This is a genomic window from Tianweitania aestuarii (assembly GCF_018457165.1).
GTDB lineage: Bacteria > Pseudomonadota > Alphaproteobacteria > Rhizobiales > Rhizobiaceae > Tianweitania > Tianweitania aestuarii.
Genome location: NZ_JAFMNX010000006.1, coordinates 103,333 through 122,433, shown reverse-complemented (window position 1 = coordinate 122,433; position 19,101 = coordinate 103,333). Strand labels below are relative to the sequence as shown.

The window sequence follows — 19,101 nt, the reverse complement described above, 5'->3', positions numbered from 1 at the left end:
CTTTTTGTTTGATTACATGATCGCGGGGATCACGGATGATCCTGGGATCAGGCCGGTTCTGCCTCGATGGTGCGTAGTGCCTGAGCCTGACGGCGGGCAGCGACCTGAACGGCTTCCTGCACCTTTTCAAAGGCACGGACTTCGATCTGGCGAACGCGCTCGCGGCTGATGTCGAATTCCGACGACAGTTCTTCCAGGGTCAGCGGGTCTTCCGACAAACGGCGCGCTTCGAAGATGCGGCGTTCGCGATCGTTCAGAACATCCATGGCAGAAGACAGCATGCCGCGCCGGTTATCCAGCTCATCCTGCTCGATCAGCATGGCTTCCTGGCTTTCGGAATCGTCCACCAGCCAGTCCTGCCATTCGCCGCTCTCGCCTTCGCTGGCGCGGATCGGCGAGTTGAGCGAGGCGTCGCCGGACAGGCGACGGTTCATCGACACGACTTCGGCTTCCGAAACGTTCAGCTTGGTTGCGATCTCGGCGATCTGGTCGGGGCGCAAATCGCCGTCTTCCAGAGCCTGGATCTTGCCCTTCACCTTGCGCAGGTTGAAGAACAACCGCTTCTGGTTGGCGGTGGTGCCCATCTTCACGAGGCTCCACGAGCGCAGGATATATTCCTGAATCGACGCCTTGATCCACCACATCGCATAGGTCGCCAAGCGGAAGCCGCGTTCCGGCTCGAACTTCTTCACGGCCTGCATGAGGCCGACATTGCCTTCGGAAATGACCTCGCCGATCGGCAAACCGTAGCCGCGATAGCCCATCGCGATCTTGGCCACGAGGCGAAGATGGCTGGTGACGAGCTTGTGCGCCGCCTTCGTGTCCTCATGCTCGAGATACCGCTTGGCGAGCATGTACTCTTCCTGCGGCTGCAGCATGGGAAAGCGGCGAATTTCTTCCAGGTAGCGGGACAATCCGCCTTCGCCGGAAGCGATACTTGGTAATGTCTGGGCCATAAAAGCACCCTCCTTCTCGAACGGCCTCCTGCTGGCAGGCCTGTCGCGCGCGCCTGAACAAGCCATGCGCGACGACGTTCTTATATCAGAACAAATCGAGAAATTACACCTTTTGTGTGGCCCGCAACACAGCGTCACCCTAGTGTGAACGCGGTGGAGGAGCCGTTACAAAGCGCGAAATCCCGCCAGCAGTTCGGCCATATCGGCAGGCGGTGGTGCTTCGAAACGCATCAGCTCGCCCGTTGCCGGGTGGGTGAAGCCGAGGAGCCAAGCGTGCAGGGCCTGCCGAGGGAATGCAACGACTTGTTGGCGCAACGGTTCCGCCAGCCGGTTCGCCTTGGTGCGGAAGGCCTGTCCATAATCGGCATCGCCGATCACGGGATGACCGATATGGGCCATATGCACGCGGATCTGGTGAGTGCGACCGGTTTCCAGCGTGCATTCCACCAGAGAAGCGGAGGGCGCATCCTTGTCGCCGAAGATTTCGGTGACCTGATAATGCGTCACGGCATGGCGCGCATCTTCGCGCGTTTCGCGGACCACCGCGCGCCGGACGCGATCGGATGCGCGGCCAAGCGCGGCGTCGATCTTGCCGGCGCTGCGCGGCGGGGTGCCCCAGATCAGCGCGAGATAAGCACGCTCGAGATCGCCGCTGCGGCCGTGATCGGCAAAGGCGTCCGACAAAACACGATGCGCCTGATCGGTTTTCGCGGCCACCATCACGCCGCTCGTGTCCTTGTCCAGCCGGTGCACGATACCCGGCCGCTTGATGCCGCCGATGCCCGAAAGGCTGGAACCGCAATGATGGATCAGCGCATTCACCAGCGTGCCCGTCCAGTTGCCGGCGCCCGGATGCACGACAAGGCCGGCCGGCTTGTTGATGACGATGAGGTGCTCGTCCTCGAACAACACGTCGAGCGGGATGTTTTCGCCCTGCGGTTCGGGATCTTCGGCCGGCGGCACGGCGATAATCACGCTTTGACCGGCAGCCAGCTTGCGCTTCTGGTCGCTGACGGGGGCGTCGTTGATCTGCACCGCGCCGGCCTTGATCAGCGCCTGGATGCGGCTGCGCGAATAATCGGGCGCCAGTTGCGCCGACAGCCATTGATCGAGCCGCGTGCCAGCGCCATCCTCTTCAACAACAAGTGTAATCGGCGCCGTTGCGGCGGTTGGATCCATCTCGGCACCTTCCTTTGGGGCGTCGGCTTCGTTATCAGGGCCACTCATTGCGGCACGCATCTCCTGGAAACGAGACCATGAACCAGCCCGAACCCGAACTCGACGACGATCAGCCGCTCGAACCGGCGATGGAGCGCGTTCGCGGAAAGCTCGTGCGCTTCATGGCCATCAATCTCGGTCTGCTGTTTGTGGCGCTTATGGCGGTCGTGCTGGCAATTGTCTACCGGTGGACCCGAACGCCGGAACCGGACGCCGCGCCCGCCGCCGAGACGGCCACCATTCCCCAGGGCGACGACCGCATCCAGACCGTGCCTTTGCCCGAGGGAGCACGCGTCACCAGCCAGTCGCTCGAGGGCAATCGTCTTGCGCTGGATACGATCAACACCGACGGCAGCCGCGTTCTGGTGATCTACGATTTCGCAGCCGGCCGCGTGATCGCCCGCGTCGCCTTGCCCGCCCTGTAATTGCCCCTGGAGTAATCTCCACCGGTTTTTGCCACACGCATCAACAGGCCATTGCCTTTTCGCCAAGTGCCGTTTATATCGCGGTCACTCGGCTAGCGCCCATCGTCTAGCGGTTAGGACGGCGCCCTCTCACGGCGCAAACAGGGGTTCGATTCCCCTTGGGCGTACCAAACCCTTCTCCCTTTCATACCCGTCGTTCTGAAGTCTGCACCGCTGTGCTCGCGGTTTCTGGTTGGCTTGCGAATCGCTCGGCCAGCAGGGCGCAGACGAAGAGCTGGATCTGGTGGAAGATCATCAGCGGCAGGACCACCAGCGACACGGATTGACCGGCAAACAGGATGCCGGCCATGGGCACGCCGGTGGCGAGGCTTTTCTTTGAGCCGCAAAACAGGATGGTGATCTGGTCTTCGCGGCTGAAGCCGAACAGCTTTCCCAACAGCGCGGTGATCGCCAGGATCAGCGCCAGAAGCACGCAGGCCGTGGCGAGGATCCACAGCAGGTCCGTGCCATCCACATGCGACCAGATGCCGGCCACCATGCCTTCGCTGAAAGCGGAATACACCACCAGCAGGATCGCGCCGCGATCGGTGAACTGGGTCAGGCGGGCATGGCGCTGCAGGAAAGCGCTGACGAGAGGGCGGCACAGCTGGCCGATCGCGAAGGGCAGGAGGATCTGCAGCGCGATATCGCCGACCGAGCTCAGATCGAAGCCGTCGCCGCCATGGGTGCCGATGACGAGGCCGACCAGAAGCGGCGTGACGAAAACGCCGGCCAGATTGGATAGGCTGGCGCTGGTGATGGCGGCCGCCACATTGCCGCGGGCGATCGACGTGAAGGCGATCGAGGACTGCACGGTGGAAGGAAGCAAGCACAGGAACAGGATGCCGAGCACCAGATCATCCGGCAGATGACCGCGCAGGAGATGCGAGGCGACCAGCCCCAGAACGGGAAAGATGCCGTAGGTGCACACGAGAACGAGGGATTGCAGCCGCCAATGCAGCAGGCCGGATGCAACAGCTGCCGGTGATAGCTTGGCGCCATACAAGAAGAACAGAAGCGCAATCGCCGCCGTCACGATCCAGTGGAGCAGGTCGGCCGCTTCTCCACGCGCCGGCAATACGGCGGCGATGAGCATGGCGCTCAGGAGCAGAAGCAGAAACGGATCAAGCAGGATCTTGCGGACGAACAGATGCATGGCGGCAGGCTTTCGGGAATCGAACAGCCGCCACTATGGCATCATTCCCTGCTCGTTGCAGGGGCACAGGCTGGAAGATGGATCATCCAGTCGGGTCAGACCTAGCACTATGCACCGGCCATCGGAAGCTGGCCGGTGCAGAAGGTTTGTCGGCTACCGTGCAGTCGCGATGCTGGCAACGATGCCGGTCGCCAGCGTGATCAGCAGATAATGGTTATCAACCTTGACCCAATGCTGACCGCGGTTGGGGGCGCGCAGACCGTGGCGCCTGTAGTCGCGGATCGCGGCACGCTTGCGCCAATCAGAAACGCGCTCGCCACGCTTCCAGTTGTGGCGCTTGGCATCATGATGCTTCTTCTGGCTGTAATGATGGCCCTGTCGCGTATCGTGACGGCTCTGCGCCTGCGCCATGGGAACGGCCAGCATGGCAACGGCGGCGGTGGATAGAACGAGGCGTGTGAAAAACTTGGACATTGGGAAACTCCTTGAACTCAACGCGATCGTTTTTGAGCCCGTGTCCATGAACGAGGAGTGAATGATCACATTAAGAAACCGTAATGAAAACAGTGACTTGTTTTCAGGTCCTTGGCTTCCAAGGCACGGATACTTCACTGAAAAATCGTCTAGCCGGCGGCCTTGAGGGCCGCCTGTTCGATCACAGCCGGATCTGGCTTGAAGGGACCGTCGAAAGCGAGTGGGCAGCGATGGCGCACTGCGCTGATGGCGATCAGTTGCACCAGTTCCTCGTCCGTATGCTCGCAGTCGGCAACGGTTTCGCGAAGATGCGCGACGGCGGCACGGGTGGAAAGCGGGCGCGACGACGAGCGACGCGCCAGAATATAGGCTTCGGCCGCGGCCCAGGCCGATAGCCGATGATTGGATGACATGATTTCGAAACCCCCGAATCCACGCCAATTTAGGGACTGCCTGCGCTTTTTGAAGGGCCGCTCGCAGCTGGAATGCTTAGCCTGCTGACAATGAGGTCAGTTAGCATCTCGGCGGGAAGGCCGTTTAGTCAGTTCGGTTCGCCAGTCAGTCGCTAGTTCGGCGCTGAAACCGCGTAATTCCGCATCGCGGCGCAGGGTTAGCGGGGGATTGTTGGGGTTGACGCTGCGTCGCTGATGACAGGAGGCTGTCGGACGCCTAGCTTGTGTTTCCATGACCCGCCACATGACTTTGACACCCGAGCTTGTCGCCTTGAGCGTGCGCCCGGAGCCGGAACTCGGTCCTGAGCCCGGCTTGACCCTTTTGACCGATGACGAACTGGAAGCGCTGGCGCGCCGCTATGATGCCGAATGCGGTAGCGATCCGCTTTGGGTATTCGCCTATGGCTCGCTGATCTGGAAGCCGGACTTCGATGCGACCGCGCATATGCGCGCGAGTGCCTATGGCTGGCACCGCTCCTTTTGCCTGACCATGCGCGCCTGGCGCGGCACGCCGCAGCAGCCGGGTCTGATGATGGCCATGGAGCGCGGTGGACGCTGCGACGGCGTGATCTACCGCATTGCCGAAGACAATCGGCCAGCCCAGATCCGCCGCATGCTGTTTCGCGAATTGCGGTTTCGCCAGAACGCCCACATGATCCGCTGGATCACGGTGGATACGGCCGAAGGCAAGAAGCGGGTAATGGCGTTTTGGGCGGGGCCGAGCGGGCCGCAGACCCAGCGAAAGCTGCCTTTGCCGGACGTCGCTTTTATCCTGGCGCGGGCGTGCGGGCACGCAGGATCATGCGCCGAATATCTCTACAACACGGTCGCCCATCTCGAAGCCTTCGGCATCCATGATCGCAATCTTTGGCGCTTGCAGGATCTCGTGGCGCAGGAACTGAAGGCGCTGCACCCGGCCGCAGCTGCGTGAGCGCTTAATCGCGCAGGCTCGACAGATCGGCTGACAAGCGGAAGCGGAAGCCTTCTGGCGCGTAGATCGATTCACCACGGCAGCGGATCGCGCCGGCCAAGCCTGCCTTGATGAGGCGGCTGCCGGATCCCAGGGTGGAAGGCTCGGCCACGAGCGGTCCGTTGCTTTCCGTCCATTCCATCACAAAATGCTCGAGACCGTCGCGCGTTTCCACACTCCAGTGCAGGTCGATCTGTCCGTCTTCCACCGACAGCGCACCGTGCTTGAAGGCGTTGGTGGCCAGTTCGTGAAGGATTAGCGACAGCGACAGAGCCTGTCTGGAGCCGAAGGCGATCTTCGGACCGTTGATCGTGAACTGCTGGTTGCGGAAGTCGCTGTGCAGGTTGACCACGGCATCCACGATCTCGGTCACGCTTGTGCGTCCGCCGACGCCGACCTGGATCATGTCGTGGGCGCGGCCGAGGACCTGAATGCGGTCGGTGATGCTCTTGCGTGCGTCGGCCAGATTGTCAGCCGAGCGCATGGTCTGCGAAACGATCGCCTGCACCATCGCCAGCTGGTTCTTCAGCCTGTGCGCCAGTTCCTGGTTCAGGACTTCCTGCTGGCGGTCGGATTGCACGCGGTCGGTGACGTCCAGGGACTGAACGAAGATACCGTCCACGCTTCCGTTCGCACCCCGCAGCGGCTGATAAACGAAATCGATGAAGCGTTCTTCAGCCTCGCCATTGCGGCCGGACTGGAGCGTGATCGGCATGTTGGTGCCGGCATAGGTTTCGCCGCTGCGGTACACCTGGTCCAGAAGATCGATGAAGCCCTGTTCGGCGACCTCCGGCAGTGCATCGTCGACCTTTTTGCCGATCAGATCGCTGCGGCCGACCAGCTTTTCATAAGATGCATTGGCCATTTCGAAGACATAGCTGTCGCCACGAAGCACCGCGACGCTGCCCGGCGCCTGTTCGAAAACCTGCCTGAGCAGGTCGCTCTCGCGATCATGCCGACGCTTGGCGAGAATTTGCCCCGTGGTTTCCGTGCAGGCGCAGAACATGCCGAGCACCGTGCCGTCATCGGCGCGCACGGGCGTGTAGGAAAAGGCGAAATGCGTTTCCTCGGGATAGCCGTTACGATGCATGGTGAACTGGATGTCGTCCATCTGCGTGCCCAACCCGTCATAGGCGCGGGTCAGGATGGGCTCGACCGAGTCCCAGATATCGAACCAGAGATCCTTGAAAGGCTGGCCCAAGGAGGCCGGATGACGCTTGCCGCACATCACGGCATAGCCGTCATTATAGAGCGTGATCTGCTCGGGGCCCCAGACGATCAGCATCGGCTGAACGGAGCCGAGCGCCAAACCGACCGTGGTGCGCAGCTGCGGTGTCCAGGAGCTCGGAACGCCAAGCGGGCAGCGCGTCCAATCGAGCGCGCGCATCAGCGCGCCGCACTCGCCGCCACCTTGCAGGACCGGGTCATTCACCCATTCAGAATTCGTCATAGATGGGCGTTCGTCCAACACGGAAATAAAGTCAGTCTAACGTCTTAAGCGCGCTGGGTCATCACCAACAGAAAAGATCGGCATCAGCCTTGGCCGATCTCCTGACATAAAAAAAGCCCGGCTGAAACAGCCGGGCCATTTTTCTCAATTTGCGAGGGGTCAGACCTGATCGAAACGCGAGCCTTCGCGGGAATTGTCGCGGGCGATCGAGCGTTCTTCCTGGTCGTCCGGCAAAGCCTCGTCCGACTCCTGATACGGATTGTCGTCGTCCTGACCGGTCACGTCCTCGGCTTCGTCGTCATCGAGGTTTTCGATCTGGTCGAGCGGCACGAGGTCGTCTTCGTTGTCGAACAGGTCGGCATCGGCGAGGGCGGCGTCTTCTGCGCCGCCATCAAGCAGATCGCTTCCGGCAAGAGCTGCTTCCTCGTTCTGGGCCGAAGCGGCCTGCAGCGAGCGGTCATGAATGGTTTCAGCGCGTTCCGCGTCGATCTCCGCATTCTCGCGATTGTTCTGGTCGGTCATCTTGGTTTCCTTGCGCAAAACAGGGTGTTCGGATCTAGAACCGTTGTGGCGGCGGTTCGTTGCGGGATGATCCGGCAAATTCTCGCGCTCCCGAAACGTCCCGCCCGGGAACAAAGCTCGCGTCAAACCGTTCAGAAAACTTCCAATCATTGATTTGAGGACTGATCCATGGCGTCTTTTTCGAAATTCCGCGACGATCTTGAAAGCGACGTAGGCGATCAGCTTGCTTCCTTGCAGAAGGAAGTGGCTGTTCTGCGCAAGCAGGTGAAGAAGCAGTCGTCGCAGGTTTATGACGATGCGTCCGAAACCATCGCTGACATGATCGACAGCTTCCTCACCAACACGAAGGGCGCGCGCAAGGAGATCTACTCCAAGGCCCGCTTCGTGGAAAACACGGCCAAGGAAAACCCGGTGGCAACCACCGCCGTGGGCATCACCATCATCGGCCTGCTGATCGCGTTCTTCTTCTCGCGCCGCTGATCGCAGCACCCATTTCATGAAAGAGCCGGCTTTCGAGCCGGCTTTTTTTGTTTCGGCGCCAGTGAAAACTCACTGCGCGAAAGACGCTCGAACTGCGCTCCGTAGGCCATTGCGCAAACGCATCGGCACGCATCATTGAGCCGATATAAAACTGTCATGTAACTGTTACATGGACCCCCTAAAGCCTCCCTCATCGCCGCTGGCAGCAAGCCTTGCGGCGTGTCCGAAGAGATTTTTTCCGGAACGGAGTAGGCTCCATGACCAAGCTTTTGCTTTCGACAGCCGTAGCGGCGATCCTTCTCGCTGGCCCAGCCTCGGCTCAGTCCCGCGACACCATCCAGATCGCCGGTTCCTCGACCGTGCTGCCTTTCGCCTCGATCGTCGCGGAAGAGTTCGGCAATGCATTTCCAGACTTCAAGGCGCCGGTGGTCGGCTCCGGTGGTTCGGGCGGCGGCCTGAAGCAGTTCTGCCAGGGCGTCGGTGAAAACACGATCGACATCGCCAACGCCTCGCGCCCGATCAAGGCCGAAGAGATCGAGACCTGCCAGGCCAATGGCGTCGCCAAGATCCAGGAAGTCCGGATCGGCTATGATGGCATCGTGTTCGCCACCAGCGCCGACAAGGAAGACTTCGCCCTGACGCCGGTCATGGTCTACAAGGCCATTGCCGCCGAAGTTCCCGTTGACGGCAAGATGGTCGCCAACCCCTACAAGAGCTGGAAGGATGTCGATCCTTCGCTTCCCGACCAGGAAATCAACGTCGCAATCCCTGGCTCCAACCACGGCACCCGCGAAGTCTTCCAGGAAAAGATGATCGCGCCGGGCTGCAAGGAAGCCGGTCTGCCGGAAATGGAAAAGGAAGCCATGACGAAGGCTTGCGAGACCTTCCGCCAGGACGTCGTTGTCGAGATTTCGGGCGATTACACCGAAACGCTCGCTCGCCTGCAGGCCAATCCGTCCACCGTCGGCGTGTTCGGTCTGTCCTTCTACGACCAGAACCGCGATACGCTGAAGGTCGCCACCGTCGAGGGCGTCACGCCTTCGCTCGAGACCGTCGCTTCCGGCGAATATCCGGTGTCACGCCCTCTGTTCTTCTACGTGAAGGGCGAGCACATCGGCACGATCCCGGGCATCAAGGAATACACCGAGTTCTTCCTGTCCGACGGCATGACCGGTTCTGGCGGTACGCTGGAAAGCGCTGGCCTGATCCCGATGCCGGACGAAGAGCGCGCCGAGGTTCTCAAGGCGTTTGAAGACGGCAAGACCCTCGAAGCAGCCAAGTAAGCTGGAATGATGAGAAGGCGGGGCGCGTTGGCGCTCCGCCTTTTTCCGTGCATTCTTGGCGCGGTACCGCTCGCATCCCCTTGCCAAGTCCGATGCGCACAGTCATGCGCTGCCCGATGTTTCCTGATGGAGTGGGTTCGTGAACAGCCTGGTCGTCGCCGCTCTGCTACTCCTTCTCCTGGCGCTGTCTTATCAGGTCGGCCTTTCGCGCAGCCGCGCGGTTGCCGGCGGCAGCACGTTGAAGATGCACTCGCGCCCGAACTATCACGGTTTGATGGTCGCGCTCTGGTGCCTCGTGCCCGCGCTCGCCATTCTCCTGATCTGGTTCTTCGTGGGCGACGATGTCGTGCGCTCCTACACGCTGTCGCTTTTGCCGGCCGAGGTGGTGAACGGCGATCCAACGCAGCTGCGCGATGCGCTTCGCCGCGTCGAGCAGATTTCCACCGGCTTCGGCGTGGTGGGCGATGCCCAGCCTTATGAGAACGCCGCCGGACAGGCGCTGCATGAATTCCGCCTGCTGACCTTCTGGGCAATGGTAGCCGTGGCGGCGGGTGTGGGCATCATCGGCCTCGTCGCCATGCGTGCGCGGATCGCGCCGCGGCTTCGTGCCCGCAACGAGTTCGAAACGATCGTGAAGGTGCTGCTCGCCATCTGCTCGGGCATCGCGATCCTGACCACCGTCGGCATCATCGCTTCGCTTCTGCGCGAAGCGCTGCGCTTTTTTTCCTTCATCTCGCCGGCCGACTTCTTCTTCGGCACCGTGTGGGCGCCGCGCTTTGCCGCCACTGCCAGCGGCGATTACGGCCAGTATGGTTTGCTGCCGCTTTTGTGGGGCACCATCATGGTGTCGGCCATCGCCATGCTGGTGGCCATTCCGCTCGGTTTGATGTCGGCGATCTATCTGGCTGAATATGCGCCGCGCAAAGTGCGCGCCTTTGCCAAGCCGATGATCGAGATCCTCGCCGGCATCCCCTCGGTGATCTACGGCTTCTTCGCGCTCGTCACGCTCGGACCGGCTTTGTCGGCGCTGGGCGCAATGATCGGCGTGCCGATCCGCGCAACATCGGCGTTGACGGCCGGCATCGCGATGGGGATCATGATCATCCCCTTCGTGTCATCCCTGTCGGACGACATCATCACGCAGGTGCCGCGCGCGATGCGCGACGGGTCGCTTGGCATGGGCGCCACCAAGTCGGAAACGATCAAGCGCGTGGTGCTTCCCGCGGCATTGCCCGGCATCGTCGGCGCTTTTCTGCTCGCCGTGTCGAAGGCGTTCGGTGAAACCATGATCGTGGTGCTCGCGGCCGGCAATGCGCCCATCCTGCGCTTCAACCCGTTCGAGGCGACCTCCACCGTCACCGTGTCGATCGTCAACCAGCTGACAGGCGACACCAACTTCGCCAGCCCGCAAAGCCTCGTCGCCTTTGCGCTTGGCCTGACGCTGTTCGGCATGACGCTCTGCTTGAACGTGATCGCGCTCTACGTCGTGCGCAAATATCGGGAGCAGTACGAGTAAGATCATGAGTGTTTCCGCCATGTCCTCTCCCGCCGCATCCGCCGGTTCACCCAACCGCAGCCGCATCCAGGCCAGCCTGCGCCGTCGCCGCAACGCGGAAAAACGCTTCCGCTTCTACGGCATCGCCTCGGTCACGGTTGCGATCGGCTTCGTGCTCTTTCTGTTCAGCACCATCCTTCATGAAGGTCTGCCGGCCTTCTGGCAGCCGGTGGTGAAGGTCGACGTCACCTTCGATCCCGCCATCATCAAGGTCGATCCAAAGCCTGTTGCAGACACCGACCAGTCGCCTGCCGCCTTGCGACGCGCCAATCTCGATTGGCAGCGCAAGGTGACGATGGTGAACTGGAACCGCATCATCGAAAACAGCATCCGCGCCGAAGCGCCCGATGTCGAGATGAGCGCGCGCGACGTTCAGTTCCTCGTGTCGCAGAACGAGCGCTACCGTTTGCGCGACATGTTCGTGGAAAACCCGGATCTTCTCGGCAAGACGGTGCCGATCGAGCTGCTTGCCTCGGCCAATGTCGATGTCTGGTTGAAGGGTGACATCGACCGCTCGCTCGCCAGCGATCGCCAGCAGCTGCCGGAAGCCGCCCGCATGCTGGCCGACCGCTTCTACGAGGATGGCCGCATCCGCATGGCGTTCTCGTCCGTTTTGTTCACCAACACGGATTCGCGCAACGCTCCGGCCGAAGCCGGTCTGCTCGGCGCGTTTATCGGCTCGCTCTACATGATGATCATCGTGATCGTGCTGGCGGTACCGGTTGGCGTGGCAAGCGCGATCTACCTTGAAGAGTTTGCGCCCAAGAACAAGCTGACCGATCTGATCGAGGTCAACATCAACAATCTCGCAGCCGTGCCGTCGATCGTGTTCGGTTTGCTGGGTGCGGCAGTGTTCATCAACTACTTCCATCTGCCCCTGTCGGCACCGATGGCCGGTGGTCTGGTGCTGAGCCTCATGACCCTGCCGACCGTCATCATCGCCACGCGAGCCTCGCTGCGCGCCGTGCCGCCGTCCCTTCGCCAGGCGGCGCTGGGGCTTGGTGCTTCGCGCACCCAGACCGTGTTCCACCACGTTCTGCCGGTAACCTATCCCGGCATCCTGACGGCCACGATCATCGGCGTTGCGCAGGCGATCGGCGAAACGGCACCCTTGCTGTTGATCGGCATGAACGCCTTCGTGACGACCCTGCCGGTGACGCCGCTCGACCAGTCGACCGCTCTGCCGGTCCAGATCTTTCTTTGGGAAGGCAACGAGAACCGCAATTACTTCGAGCCGAAGACGGCTGCGGCGATCATCGTTCTTCTCAGTGTAATGTTGGCCCTCAATGCGATCGCGATTGTTCTGCGGTCGCGCTTCGAAAGGCGCGCATGATGTTTAATGCCCCGGAGACGCAGAAAATGAACGCGACCCTTGCCCCGGCTTCGTCATCCAACCAGAGTTCGGCCGCGTTGCCAAAGACCTTCCAAACCGTTCGCACGCCCGATCCCGAGCCCCGCAAGGTGCGCGTCCATGCGCAGGACGTCAGCGTCTTTTATGGTCCGAAGCAGGCGCTGTTCGATGTGTCGATCGACATTCCGGAAAAGGCCGTCACTGCCTTTATCGGTCCGTCGGGTTGCGGCAAGTCGACCTTTCTGCGCTGCCTCAACCGCATGAACGACACGATCGAGGGCGCGCGCGTGTCCGGCACGATCCAGCTCGATGGTGAGGATCTCTATGATCCCAAGCTCGACGTCGTGGAACTGCGCGCCCGTATCGGCATGGTGTTCCAGAAGCCGAACCCGTTCCCGAAGACGATCTTCGAGAATGTCGCCTATGGCCCGCGCATTCATGGCCTCGCCAAGTCCAAGACCGATCTCGAGCAGATCGTGGTGGAAAGCTTGCAGAAGGCGTCGCTCTTCAACGAGGTGAAGGACCGCCTGCATGAAGTCGGCACCGGCCTGTCCGGCGGCCAGCAGCAGCGTCTTTGCATCGCGCGCGCCATCGCGGTTTCGCCCGAAGTGATCCTGATGGACGAGCCGTGCTCGGCGCTTGATCCGATCGCGACCGCCAAGATCGAGGAGCTGATCGACGAGCTGCGTGCCAATTATACGATCGTGATCGTGACGCACTCCATGCAGCAGGCCGCGCGCGTGTCGCAGCGCACCGCCTTCTTCCATCTCGGGATTCTAGTCGAGGAAGGCCCGACCGAGATGATGTTCACCAGCCCGGCCGAAAAGCGCACGCAGGACTACATCACCGGTCGCTTCGGCTGATCGGGGGAGGGAGCAGGATCATGGTTGCACATACCGTTACCTCCTTCGACGAAGAACTGGCCGCGATCGACCGGATCATCCGCGACATGGGCCATTTCGCAGCTGCCATGGTGGACGCCGCGACCTCCGCACTGCTTGAAGGCGAGCAGGAAAAAGCGCGCCGCGTGATTGCCGATGATGCGGTCATGGATGCCCGCCAGCGCGAGCTCGACGAACGCGCCATCACGCTGATCGCCAAGCGCCAGCCGATGGCCGACGATCTGCGCACGGTTGTCGGCGCGATCCGTATCGCTTCGGATCTCGAACGCATCGGCGATCTTGCCAAGAACCTCGGCAAGCGTGTGTCTGCCGTCGACAGAAGCACCGCGCCACAAACCTTCACGCACAGCATCGAAACGATGGCCGCGCTGGTTCACCAGCAGCTGGAACGCGTGGTCGACATCTATATCGCGCGCGATGCCGAAGCCCTGAAGCCGCTGCGCGCGGACGATGAAAAGATCGACGTGCAATACACGGCCGTGTTCCGCGAACTCCTGACCTACATGATGGAAGATCCGCGCAATATCACCGCCTGCACGCATCTTCTGTTCTGCGCCAAGAACCTGGAGCGCATCGGCGATCATGTCACCAACATCGCCGAGAACGCCTACTACGTCATGACGGGCACGCAGCTTCCGGCGAACCGGCCCAAGGTCGATGAAACCGGCACGCCCTCGGCTGTGATTTGAGATTGGTCCAGACATGATCGCACCGAAAATCATGATCGTGGAGGATGAGGAGCCGTTGGGCGTCCTTCTCCAGTACAATCTCGAATCCGAAGGCTATCAGGTCGAGATCGTCACCCGCGGCGATGAAGCCGATCTGCGCCTTCAGGAGCATGTGCCGGATCTTCTCGTGCTCGACTGGATGGTGCCGGGCGTGTCCGGCATCGAAATCTGCCGCCGTTTGCGGGTTCGCCCCCAGACCGAGCGCCTGCCGGTGATCATGCTGACGGCGCGTGGCGAGGAAAGCGACCGTGTGCGGGGTCTGGCGACCGGTGCGGACGATTATCTCGTGAAGCCCTTTTCGACGCCCGAGTTTCTGGCGCGCGTGCGTGCGCTTCTGCGCCGTGCCAAGCCGGAAGTTCTGTCGAGCGTGCTCAAGGTCGGCGACCTCGTTCTCGATCGCGAATCCCATCGTGTGTTTCGCAAGCAAAGCGAAGTGAAGCTCGGGCCGACTGAATTCCGGCTGCTCGAATTCATGATGCGTCATCCCGGCCGCGTATTTTCGCGCGGTCAGCTGCTCGACAATGTGTGGGGCGAAACGATCTATATCGACGAGCGCACCGTCGATGTGCATGTCGGCCGTTTGCGCAAGGCGGTGAACACCAACCGCATGCCGGACGTGATCCGCACCGTGCGCGGCGCCGGTTATTCCATCAGCGAGGAATAAGCGCTCTCCGATCGGCCGAACAGTGCAGGCAGGGCAGGGCGGTGATGCCGTCGGCCTGCGACGATCCGGCCTTGCCGCCCTTCGCGCAGGCTTTCCTTCTCCACCGTCATCTCCCGCATGCTCCAAAGGGCTACGTTGACAGCGGCCCTTTGACTGGGTCACACTTTTGCGAAGGCCGGTTTACGCGGGCTTTGGTGAGGAACGACGCGCGCTCTTTGCGTGCAGGGAGGAAATCATGAATCGTTTGGCAACCGCCTTTCTGGCGGGTGTAACCGTGTCATTTGCCTTTGTCGGTATGGCGCAGGCGAAGGACAAGATCATCGGCGTGTCCTGGTCGAACTTCCAGGAAGAGCGCTGGAAAACCGATGAAGCCGCGATGAAGAAGGCCATCGAGGCCGCCGGCGACAAATACATCTCCGCCGACGCCCAGTCCTCGGCATCCAAGCAGCTGACCGATGTGGAATCGCTGATCTCGCAGGGTGCCAACGCCCTGATCATCCTGGCGCAGGATGCCAGCGCCATCGGTCCGGCCGTTCAGAAAGCCGTCGACGAAGGCATTCCGGTGGTCGGCTATGATCGTCTGATCGACAGCAAGGACGCCTTCTACCTCACCTTCGACAATGTCGAAGTCGGCCGCATGCAGGCCCGCGAAGTGTTCAAGGTGCAGCCTGAAGGCAACTACGTCTTCATCAAGGGCAACGGCGCCGATCCCAATGCCGACTTCCTGTTTTCCGGCGCGATGGAAGTGCTGAAGGACGCCATCGATTCCGGCAAGATCAAGAATGTCGGCGAAGCCTATACCGATGGCTGGCTGCCTGCGAACGCCCAGAAGAACATGGAGCAGTTCCTCACCGCCAACGACAACAAGGTCGATGCCGTCGTCGCCGCCAATGATGGCACCGCCGGCGGTGCCATCGCTGCCTTGAGCGCCCAGGGGCTCGCCGGTTCCGTGCCGGTTTCCGGCCAGGACGCCGACCACGCCGCGCTGAACCGCATCGCGCAGGGAACGCAGACCGTTTCCGTGTGGAAGGACTCGCGCGAGCTCGGCAAGACCGCCGCCGAAATCGCCTCGCAGATGGCCGACGGAAAAGCGATGACCGACATCGCCGATGTGAAGCCGTTCAAGTCGCCTTCGGGTACCGAACTGACTTCGCTCTTCCTCACCCCCGTTGCGATCACCAAGGATAATCTGAACCTCGTGATCGATGCCGGCTGGATCTCGAAAGAGGCTGCCTGCCAGGGTGCCGTCGAAGGCGTGAAGGGCTGCGACTAAATCGCTGAAACGAGACAGCGGGGCGCTTCAAGCGCCCCGTTTTGTGCTGCCATTTAGCCAAATGGTGCGCCAAGTCGCGTGTATCCAGCGCGGCTGGAGGAGCAGACATGACCGATACCACCACCACTCCGGTTGACCGCGCACGCGCTTCCGACCTCGGCCCCTTCGCCCGTTTTCTGAAAGCCACCGAGCTTGATGTGCGCATGCTCGGTATGGTGAGCGCGCTCGTCATCATCTGGGTCGGGCTGCATATTCTATCCGGCGGTCTGTTCCTAACCCCTCGGAATCTCTGGAATTTGTCCGTTCAATCCGCTTCCGTCGCGATCATGGCGACGGGCATGGTGCTGGTGATTGTGACCCGCAATATCGACCTGTCGGTCGGCTCGATCCTCGGCTTTTGCGGCATGGTCATGGGCGTCATGCAGGCGCAATGGCTGCCGCAGGTTTTCGGCATCCCGCTCGGCAGCCCCTGGCTCTGGATCCTGGCCCTTTGCTCAGGCCTCCTTGTGGGTGCTGCCATCGGTGCGCTGCATGGCTATGTCATTGCTTATATGGGCGTTCCCGCCTTCATCGTGACGCTTGGCGGCCTTCTGATCTGGCGCGGCGGCGCGTGGTGGCTGACCTCGGGCCAGACCGTTGCGCCCATGGATGAAACCTACCGCCTGATGGGCGGCGGCCCACAAGGCTCGATCGGCGCGACCTGGAGCTGGATCGTCGGCCTCATCGCTTGCGTTGGCGTCGTTTGGATGCTGCGCTCGGACCGCGTCCAGCGCCAGCGCTTCCATTTTCCGCTGCGCCCCCTTTGGGCCGAAGCCTTTCTCGGCGCGGTCGCCTGCGCCGTGATCCTGGGAGCTGTGTGGATCGCCAATTCCTATGGCTGGCCGATCGGTATTGTGCGTCGCTACATGCAGGAAAACGCGATCGTCCCACCGGAAGGCGGCCTGTTCATCGCCCATGGCATCGCCATCCCCGTGCTGATGGCCATCGCGGTCGGTATCGTCATGACTTTCCTGACGCGCCGCACCCGCTTCGGCCGCTATGTCTTCGCGATCGGCGGCAATCCGGAAGCCGCGGCGCTAGCTGGTATCGCGACACGCTGGGTGACGATGAAGATCTTCATGCTGATGGGGCTTCTGGCGGCCGTCGGTGCCGCGATATCCTCGGCACGCCTGAACGCCTCGACCAATGCGCTCGGAACACTCGACGAGCTGCTGGTGATTGCGGCTGCCGTGATCGGCGGCACGTCGCTTGCCGGCGGCGCTGGAACGGTGCTGGGTGCCATGCTCGGCGCGCTGCTGATGCAATCGCTACAGTCCGGCATGGTGCTGCTTGGCATCGACACGCCGCTGCAAAACATCATTGTCGGCTTCGTTCTGGTGCTCGCCGTGTGGCTCGACACCATGTACCGCAAGCGCGTCTAGGAGGCGAAACATGGTTCCCCTCGCACCCACACCCGAAGTTCCGCTCGTCGAGATGCGTGACATATCCATCGCTTTCGGCGGCATCCGCGCCGTGGATGATGCGTCGATCGACCTTTATCCCGGCGAAGTGGTGGCGCTGCTCGGCCATAACGGCGCCGGCAAGTCGACGCTGATCAAGATCCTGTCGGGTGCCTACAAGCGCGATACCGGCACGATCCTCGTCAATGGCGAGGAGGTTGCGATCAACAGCCCGCGTGATGCCAAGAAATACGGTATCGAGACGATCTACCAGACGCTGGCTCTGGCCGACAATGTCGACGCTGCCGCCAATCTGTTTCTTGGACGCGAGCTGATGACGTCCTGGGGCACGCTGGATGATGTCGCTATGGAAGCCGAAGCGCGCAAGGTGATGGGCCGCCTCAATCCGCGCTTTCAGCGCTTCAAGGATCCTGTGGCGCGCTTGTCGGGCGGTCAGCGCCAGTCGGTCGCGATCGCGCGCGCCATCCTTTTCAATGCCCGCATCCTGATCATGGACGAGCCGACAGCCGCCCTTGGGCCGCAGGAAACGGCGCAGGTCGGCGAGTTGGTGAAGCAGTTGAAGTCGGAGGGGATCGGCATCTTCCTGATCAGCCACGACATCCATGATGTGTTCGATCTGGCCGATCGGGTCTGCGTCATGAAGAATGGTCAAGTGGTTGGAACGGCCAAGACCACCGAGGTCACGCAGGATGAAGTGCTAGGCATGATCATCCTGGGCAAGTGCCCGCCCGGCGCCATCCCCGGTCCGGGCGCAATGAAGGCCGCAGCCTGAACGGGCGGGGGCATCCACAAAAAGAAAGAGGCCCCGGAGGGCCTCTTCTTTATTTCCGTCGAAGCACGCCGGATCAGCAGCGGGCTTCGTACCGACGGCCGGTGCGGCGGTCTTCGTACAGGCAATAGCCCGGGGTCGCGGCCTTGCCGATGACATAACCGGCAACTGCGCCGGCACCAGCACCGATCAGGGCGCCCGAGGTACGGCCGGTTGCCAGACCGCCGATGGCAGCGCCACCGGCTGCGCCGACAACTGCGCTCTGCTCAGCCGTTGTACAACCAGCTACCGTGCCGAGCGCGGCCAACGCGAAAATGGTGTTCTTCATAGTCTGCTCTCTCCTAAACGCGTCCCCTGCCGCGGATCATTGGACAAGGGCCAAACAATAGCAAGTTACTCTTGTGCTACGTAGCGATCCTGTTTGGCGGCGGCGTTCTGAGCGACCATGACATCCGGAACCTCTACGGCAGCATACAACGTGCCATCAGCCTGAAGGTTCCAGACCAATTCGGCGTCTTCTTCTTCCATCGCAGGATCGACGGGAACGCATTTCCCGATCAGCTGGGTATAGGTCGTCGTCATGCCGGCAATGGCCGGGTTGATCTCGGCTTCGCATTCCTGGGCGGTCTCGAAGATCGCGGTTTGCACAGGCAATTCCCGGCACGCGCTCATGTCGTCAGAACAACCGATCAGGAGAAGGACAGCAGCAATATGTTCCATTTTGAACACCTCATTTGCTGCTAGTAACGGAGCATCAATGTTTGTGGTTCCACAAAATATTACGATCTCGATTTATGTTCGTCCCATGCAGGTGTTTTGATGCTGCCAAGAGCAGGAACAATGCTTGGTTGCGACGTACAAATCCGAGGCACCGTATTTATTTGCTTTTGTGCGGAACCAAGTTTCTCGCTGCCTGTTGTTGGAGCGAACACGGCGGGTCGTACCTATCGCCCCCACCCCCAACGACCGTCGTG

The 19,101-nt window shown here is 61.5% G+C and carries 21 protein-coding genes and 1 tRNA gene; 13 read left to right on the top strand and 9 right to left on the bottom strand.

All coding sequences use genetic code 11. From position 1 onward, the window contains the following. Positions 1 to 47 precede the first annotated feature (47 nt). Entirely contained in the window at positions 48 to 956 is a 909-nt protein-coding gene (gene rpoH / locus JYU29_RS17790) for an RNA polymerase sigma factor RpoH (protein ID WP_213986202.1), read from the bottom strand. 165 nt (positions 957 to 1,121) lie between these two features. Next, a complete protein-coding gene (locus tag JYU29_RS17785) occupies positions 1,122 to 2,135 on the bottom strand; it encodes an RluA family pseudouridine synthase (RefSeq protein ID WP_250157577.1) in 1,014 nt (337 codons plus the stop codon). Positions 2,136 to 2,212: 77 nt separating this feature from the next. Between JYU29_RS17785 and JYU29_RS17780 the strand changes: the two genes are divergently transcribed. Further along, positions 2,213 to 2,599: a fimbrial protein gene (locus tag JYU29_RS17780; protein WP_213986200.1), complete on the top strand. Its 387-nt coding sequence runs from the start codon at positions 2,213 to 2,215 to the stop codon at positions 2,597 to 2,599. 95 nt (positions 2,600 to 2,694) lie between these two features. Further along, positions 2,695 to 2,769: transfer RNA gene (locus JYU29_RS17775), tRNA-Glu, on the top strand. A gap of 14 nt (positions 2,770 to 2,783) precedes the next feature. Here JYU29_RS17775 and JYU29_RS17770 read toward each other — a convergent pair. The 3 genes from JYU29_RS17770 to JYU29_RS17760 form a co-directional block, all read right to left on the bottom strand. Next, positions 2,784 to 3,794, bottom strand: coding sequence for a bile acid:sodium symporter family protein (locus JYU29_RS17770; protein ID WP_213986199.1), 1,011 nt, complete (start codon positions 3,792 to 3,794; stop codon positions 2,784 to 2,786). Between the two features lie 153 nt (positions 3,795 to 3,947). Then, positions 3,948 to 4,268 carry an RcnB family protein gene (locus JYU29_RS17765; protein WP_213986198.1) on the bottom strand — a complete coding sequence of 107 codons (321 nt, stop codon included), beginning with the start codon at positions 4,266 to 4,268 and terminating at the stop codon, positions 3,948 to 3,950. A gap of 149 nt (positions 4,269 to 4,417) precedes the next feature. Beyond that, the gene (locus tag JYU29_RS17760) at positions 4,418 to 4,681 is read right to left on the bottom strand and encodes a hypothetical protein (protein WP_213986197.1); all 264 of its coding nucleotides are present in this window, start codon (positions 4,679 to 4,681) and stop codon (positions 4,418 to 4,420) included. 283 nt (positions 4,682 to 4,964) lie between these two features. Here JYU29_RS17760 and JYU29_RS17755 point away from each other — a divergent pair, with 283 nt between their 5' ends. After that, positions 4,965 to 5,651, top strand: coding sequence for a gamma-glutamylcyclotransferase (locus JYU29_RS17755; protein WP_213986196.1), 687 nt, complete (start codon positions 4,965 to 4,967; stop codon positions 5,649 to 5,651). A gap of 4 nt (positions 5,652 to 5,655) precedes the next feature. On the opposite strand, the gene JYU29_RS17750 is transcribed toward JYU29_RS17755, so the two are convergent. Next, a complete protein-coding gene (locus tag JYU29_RS17750; RefSeq protein ID WP_213986195.1) occupies positions 5,656 to 7,140 on the bottom strand; it encodes a sensor histidine kinase in 1,485 nt (494 codons plus the stop codon). A 159-nt stretch (positions 7,141 to 7,299) separates the two neighbouring features. Then, complete coding sequence (locus JYU29_RS17745) at positions 7,300 to 7,662, bottom strand: hypothetical protein (RefSeq protein WP_250157562.1); 363 nt, start codon at positions 7,660 to 7,662, stop codon at positions 7,300 to 7,302. A gap of 168 nt (positions 7,663 to 7,830) precedes the next feature. On the opposite strand from JYU29_RS17745, the gene JYU29_RS17740 reads away from it, so the two are divergent. From JYU29_RS17740 to JYU29_RS17695, 10 genes are all read left to right on the top strand, one after another. Then, complete coding sequence (locus tag JYU29_RS17740; RefSeq protein ID WP_213986194.1) at positions 7,831 to 8,142, top strand: hypothetical protein; 312 nt, start codon at positions 7,831 to 7,833, stop codon at positions 8,140 to 8,142. Positions 8,143 to 8,399: 257 nt separating this feature from the next. Beyond that, positions 8,400 to 9,425 (top strand): PstS family phosphate ABC transporter substrate-binding protein, encoded by a 1,026-nt coding sequence (locus JYU29_RS17735; protein WP_213986193.1) that lies wholly within the window; start codon positions 8,400 to 8,402, stop codon positions 9,423 to 9,425. 139 nt (positions 9,426 to 9,564) lie between these two features. Beyond that, positions 9,565 to 10,941 (top strand): phosphate ABC transporter permease subunit PstC, encoded by a 1,377-nt coding sequence (gene pstC, locus JYU29_RS17730; protein WP_213986192.1) that lies wholly within the window; start codon positions 9,565 to 9,567, stop codon positions 10,939 to 10,941. A 4-nt stretch (positions 10,942 to 10,945) separates the two neighbouring features. Continuing rightward, positions 10,946 to 12,313, top strand: coding sequence for a phosphate ABC transporter permease PstA (gene pstA / locus JYU29_RS17725; protein WP_213986191.1), 1,368 nt, complete (start codon positions 10,946 to 10,948; stop codon positions 12,311 to 12,313). Between the two features lie 128 nt (positions 12,314 to 12,441). Further along, positions 12,442 to 13,194: a phosphate ABC transporter ATP-binding protein PstB gene (pstB, locus tag JYU29_RS17720; RefSeq protein WP_347879924.1), complete on the top strand. Its 753-nt coding sequence runs from the start codon at positions 12,442 to 12,444 to the stop codon at positions 13,192 to 13,194. Positions 13,195 to 13,214: 20 nt separating this feature from the next. After that, on the top strand, positions 13,215 to 13,922 hold the full coding sequence (gene phoU / locus JYU29_RS17715) for a phosphate signaling complex protein PhoU (RefSeq protein WP_213986189.1): 708 nt from the start codon (positions 13,215 to 13,217) through the stop codon (positions 13,920 to 13,922). Positions 13,923 to 13,935: 13 nt separating this feature from the next. Next, the gene (gene phoB / locus JYU29_RS17710; protein WP_213986188.1) at positions 13,936 to 14,625 is read left to right on the top strand and encodes a phosphate regulon transcriptional regulator PhoB; all 690 of its coding nucleotides are present in this window, start codon (positions 13,936 to 13,938) and stop codon (positions 14,623 to 14,625) included. 295 nt (positions 14,626 to 14,920) lie between these two features. Continuing rightward, complete coding sequence (xylF, locus tag JYU29_RS17705) at positions 14,921 to 15,898, top strand: D-xylose ABC transporter substrate-binding protein (protein WP_250157575.1); 978 nt, start codon at positions 14,921 to 14,923, stop codon at positions 15,896 to 15,898. Between the two features lie 107 nt (positions 15,899 to 16,005). Further along, positions 16,006 to 17,319 (top strand): sugar ABC transporter permease, encoded by a 1,314-nt coding sequence (locus tag JYU29_RS17700; protein WP_213986186.1) that lies wholly within the window; start codon positions 16,006 to 16,008, stop codon positions 17,317 to 17,319. 10 nt (positions 17,320 to 17,329) lie between these two features. Next, on the top strand, positions 17,330 to 18,130 hold the full coding sequence (locus JYU29_RS17695) for an ATP-binding cassette domain-containing protein (RefSeq protein ID WP_213986185.1): 801 nt from the start codon (positions 17,330 to 17,332) through the stop codon (positions 18,128 to 18,130). A gap of 73 nt (positions 18,131 to 18,203) precedes the next feature. Here JYU29_RS17695 and JYU29_RS17690 read toward each other — a convergent pair whose 3' ends face one another. Next, positions 18,204 to 18,455, bottom strand: coding sequence for a YMGG-like glycine zipper-containing protein (locus JYU29_RS17690; RefSeq protein WP_189505642.1), 252 nt, complete (start codon positions 18,453 to 18,455; stop codon positions 18,204 to 18,206). A gap of 65 nt (positions 18,456 to 18,520) precedes the next feature. After that, entirely contained in the window at positions 18,521 to 18,847 is a 327-nt protein-coding gene (locus JYU29_RS17685) for a hypothetical protein (RefSeq protein ID WP_213986184.1), read from the bottom strand. Positions 18,848 to 19,101 lie beyond the last annotated feature (254 nt).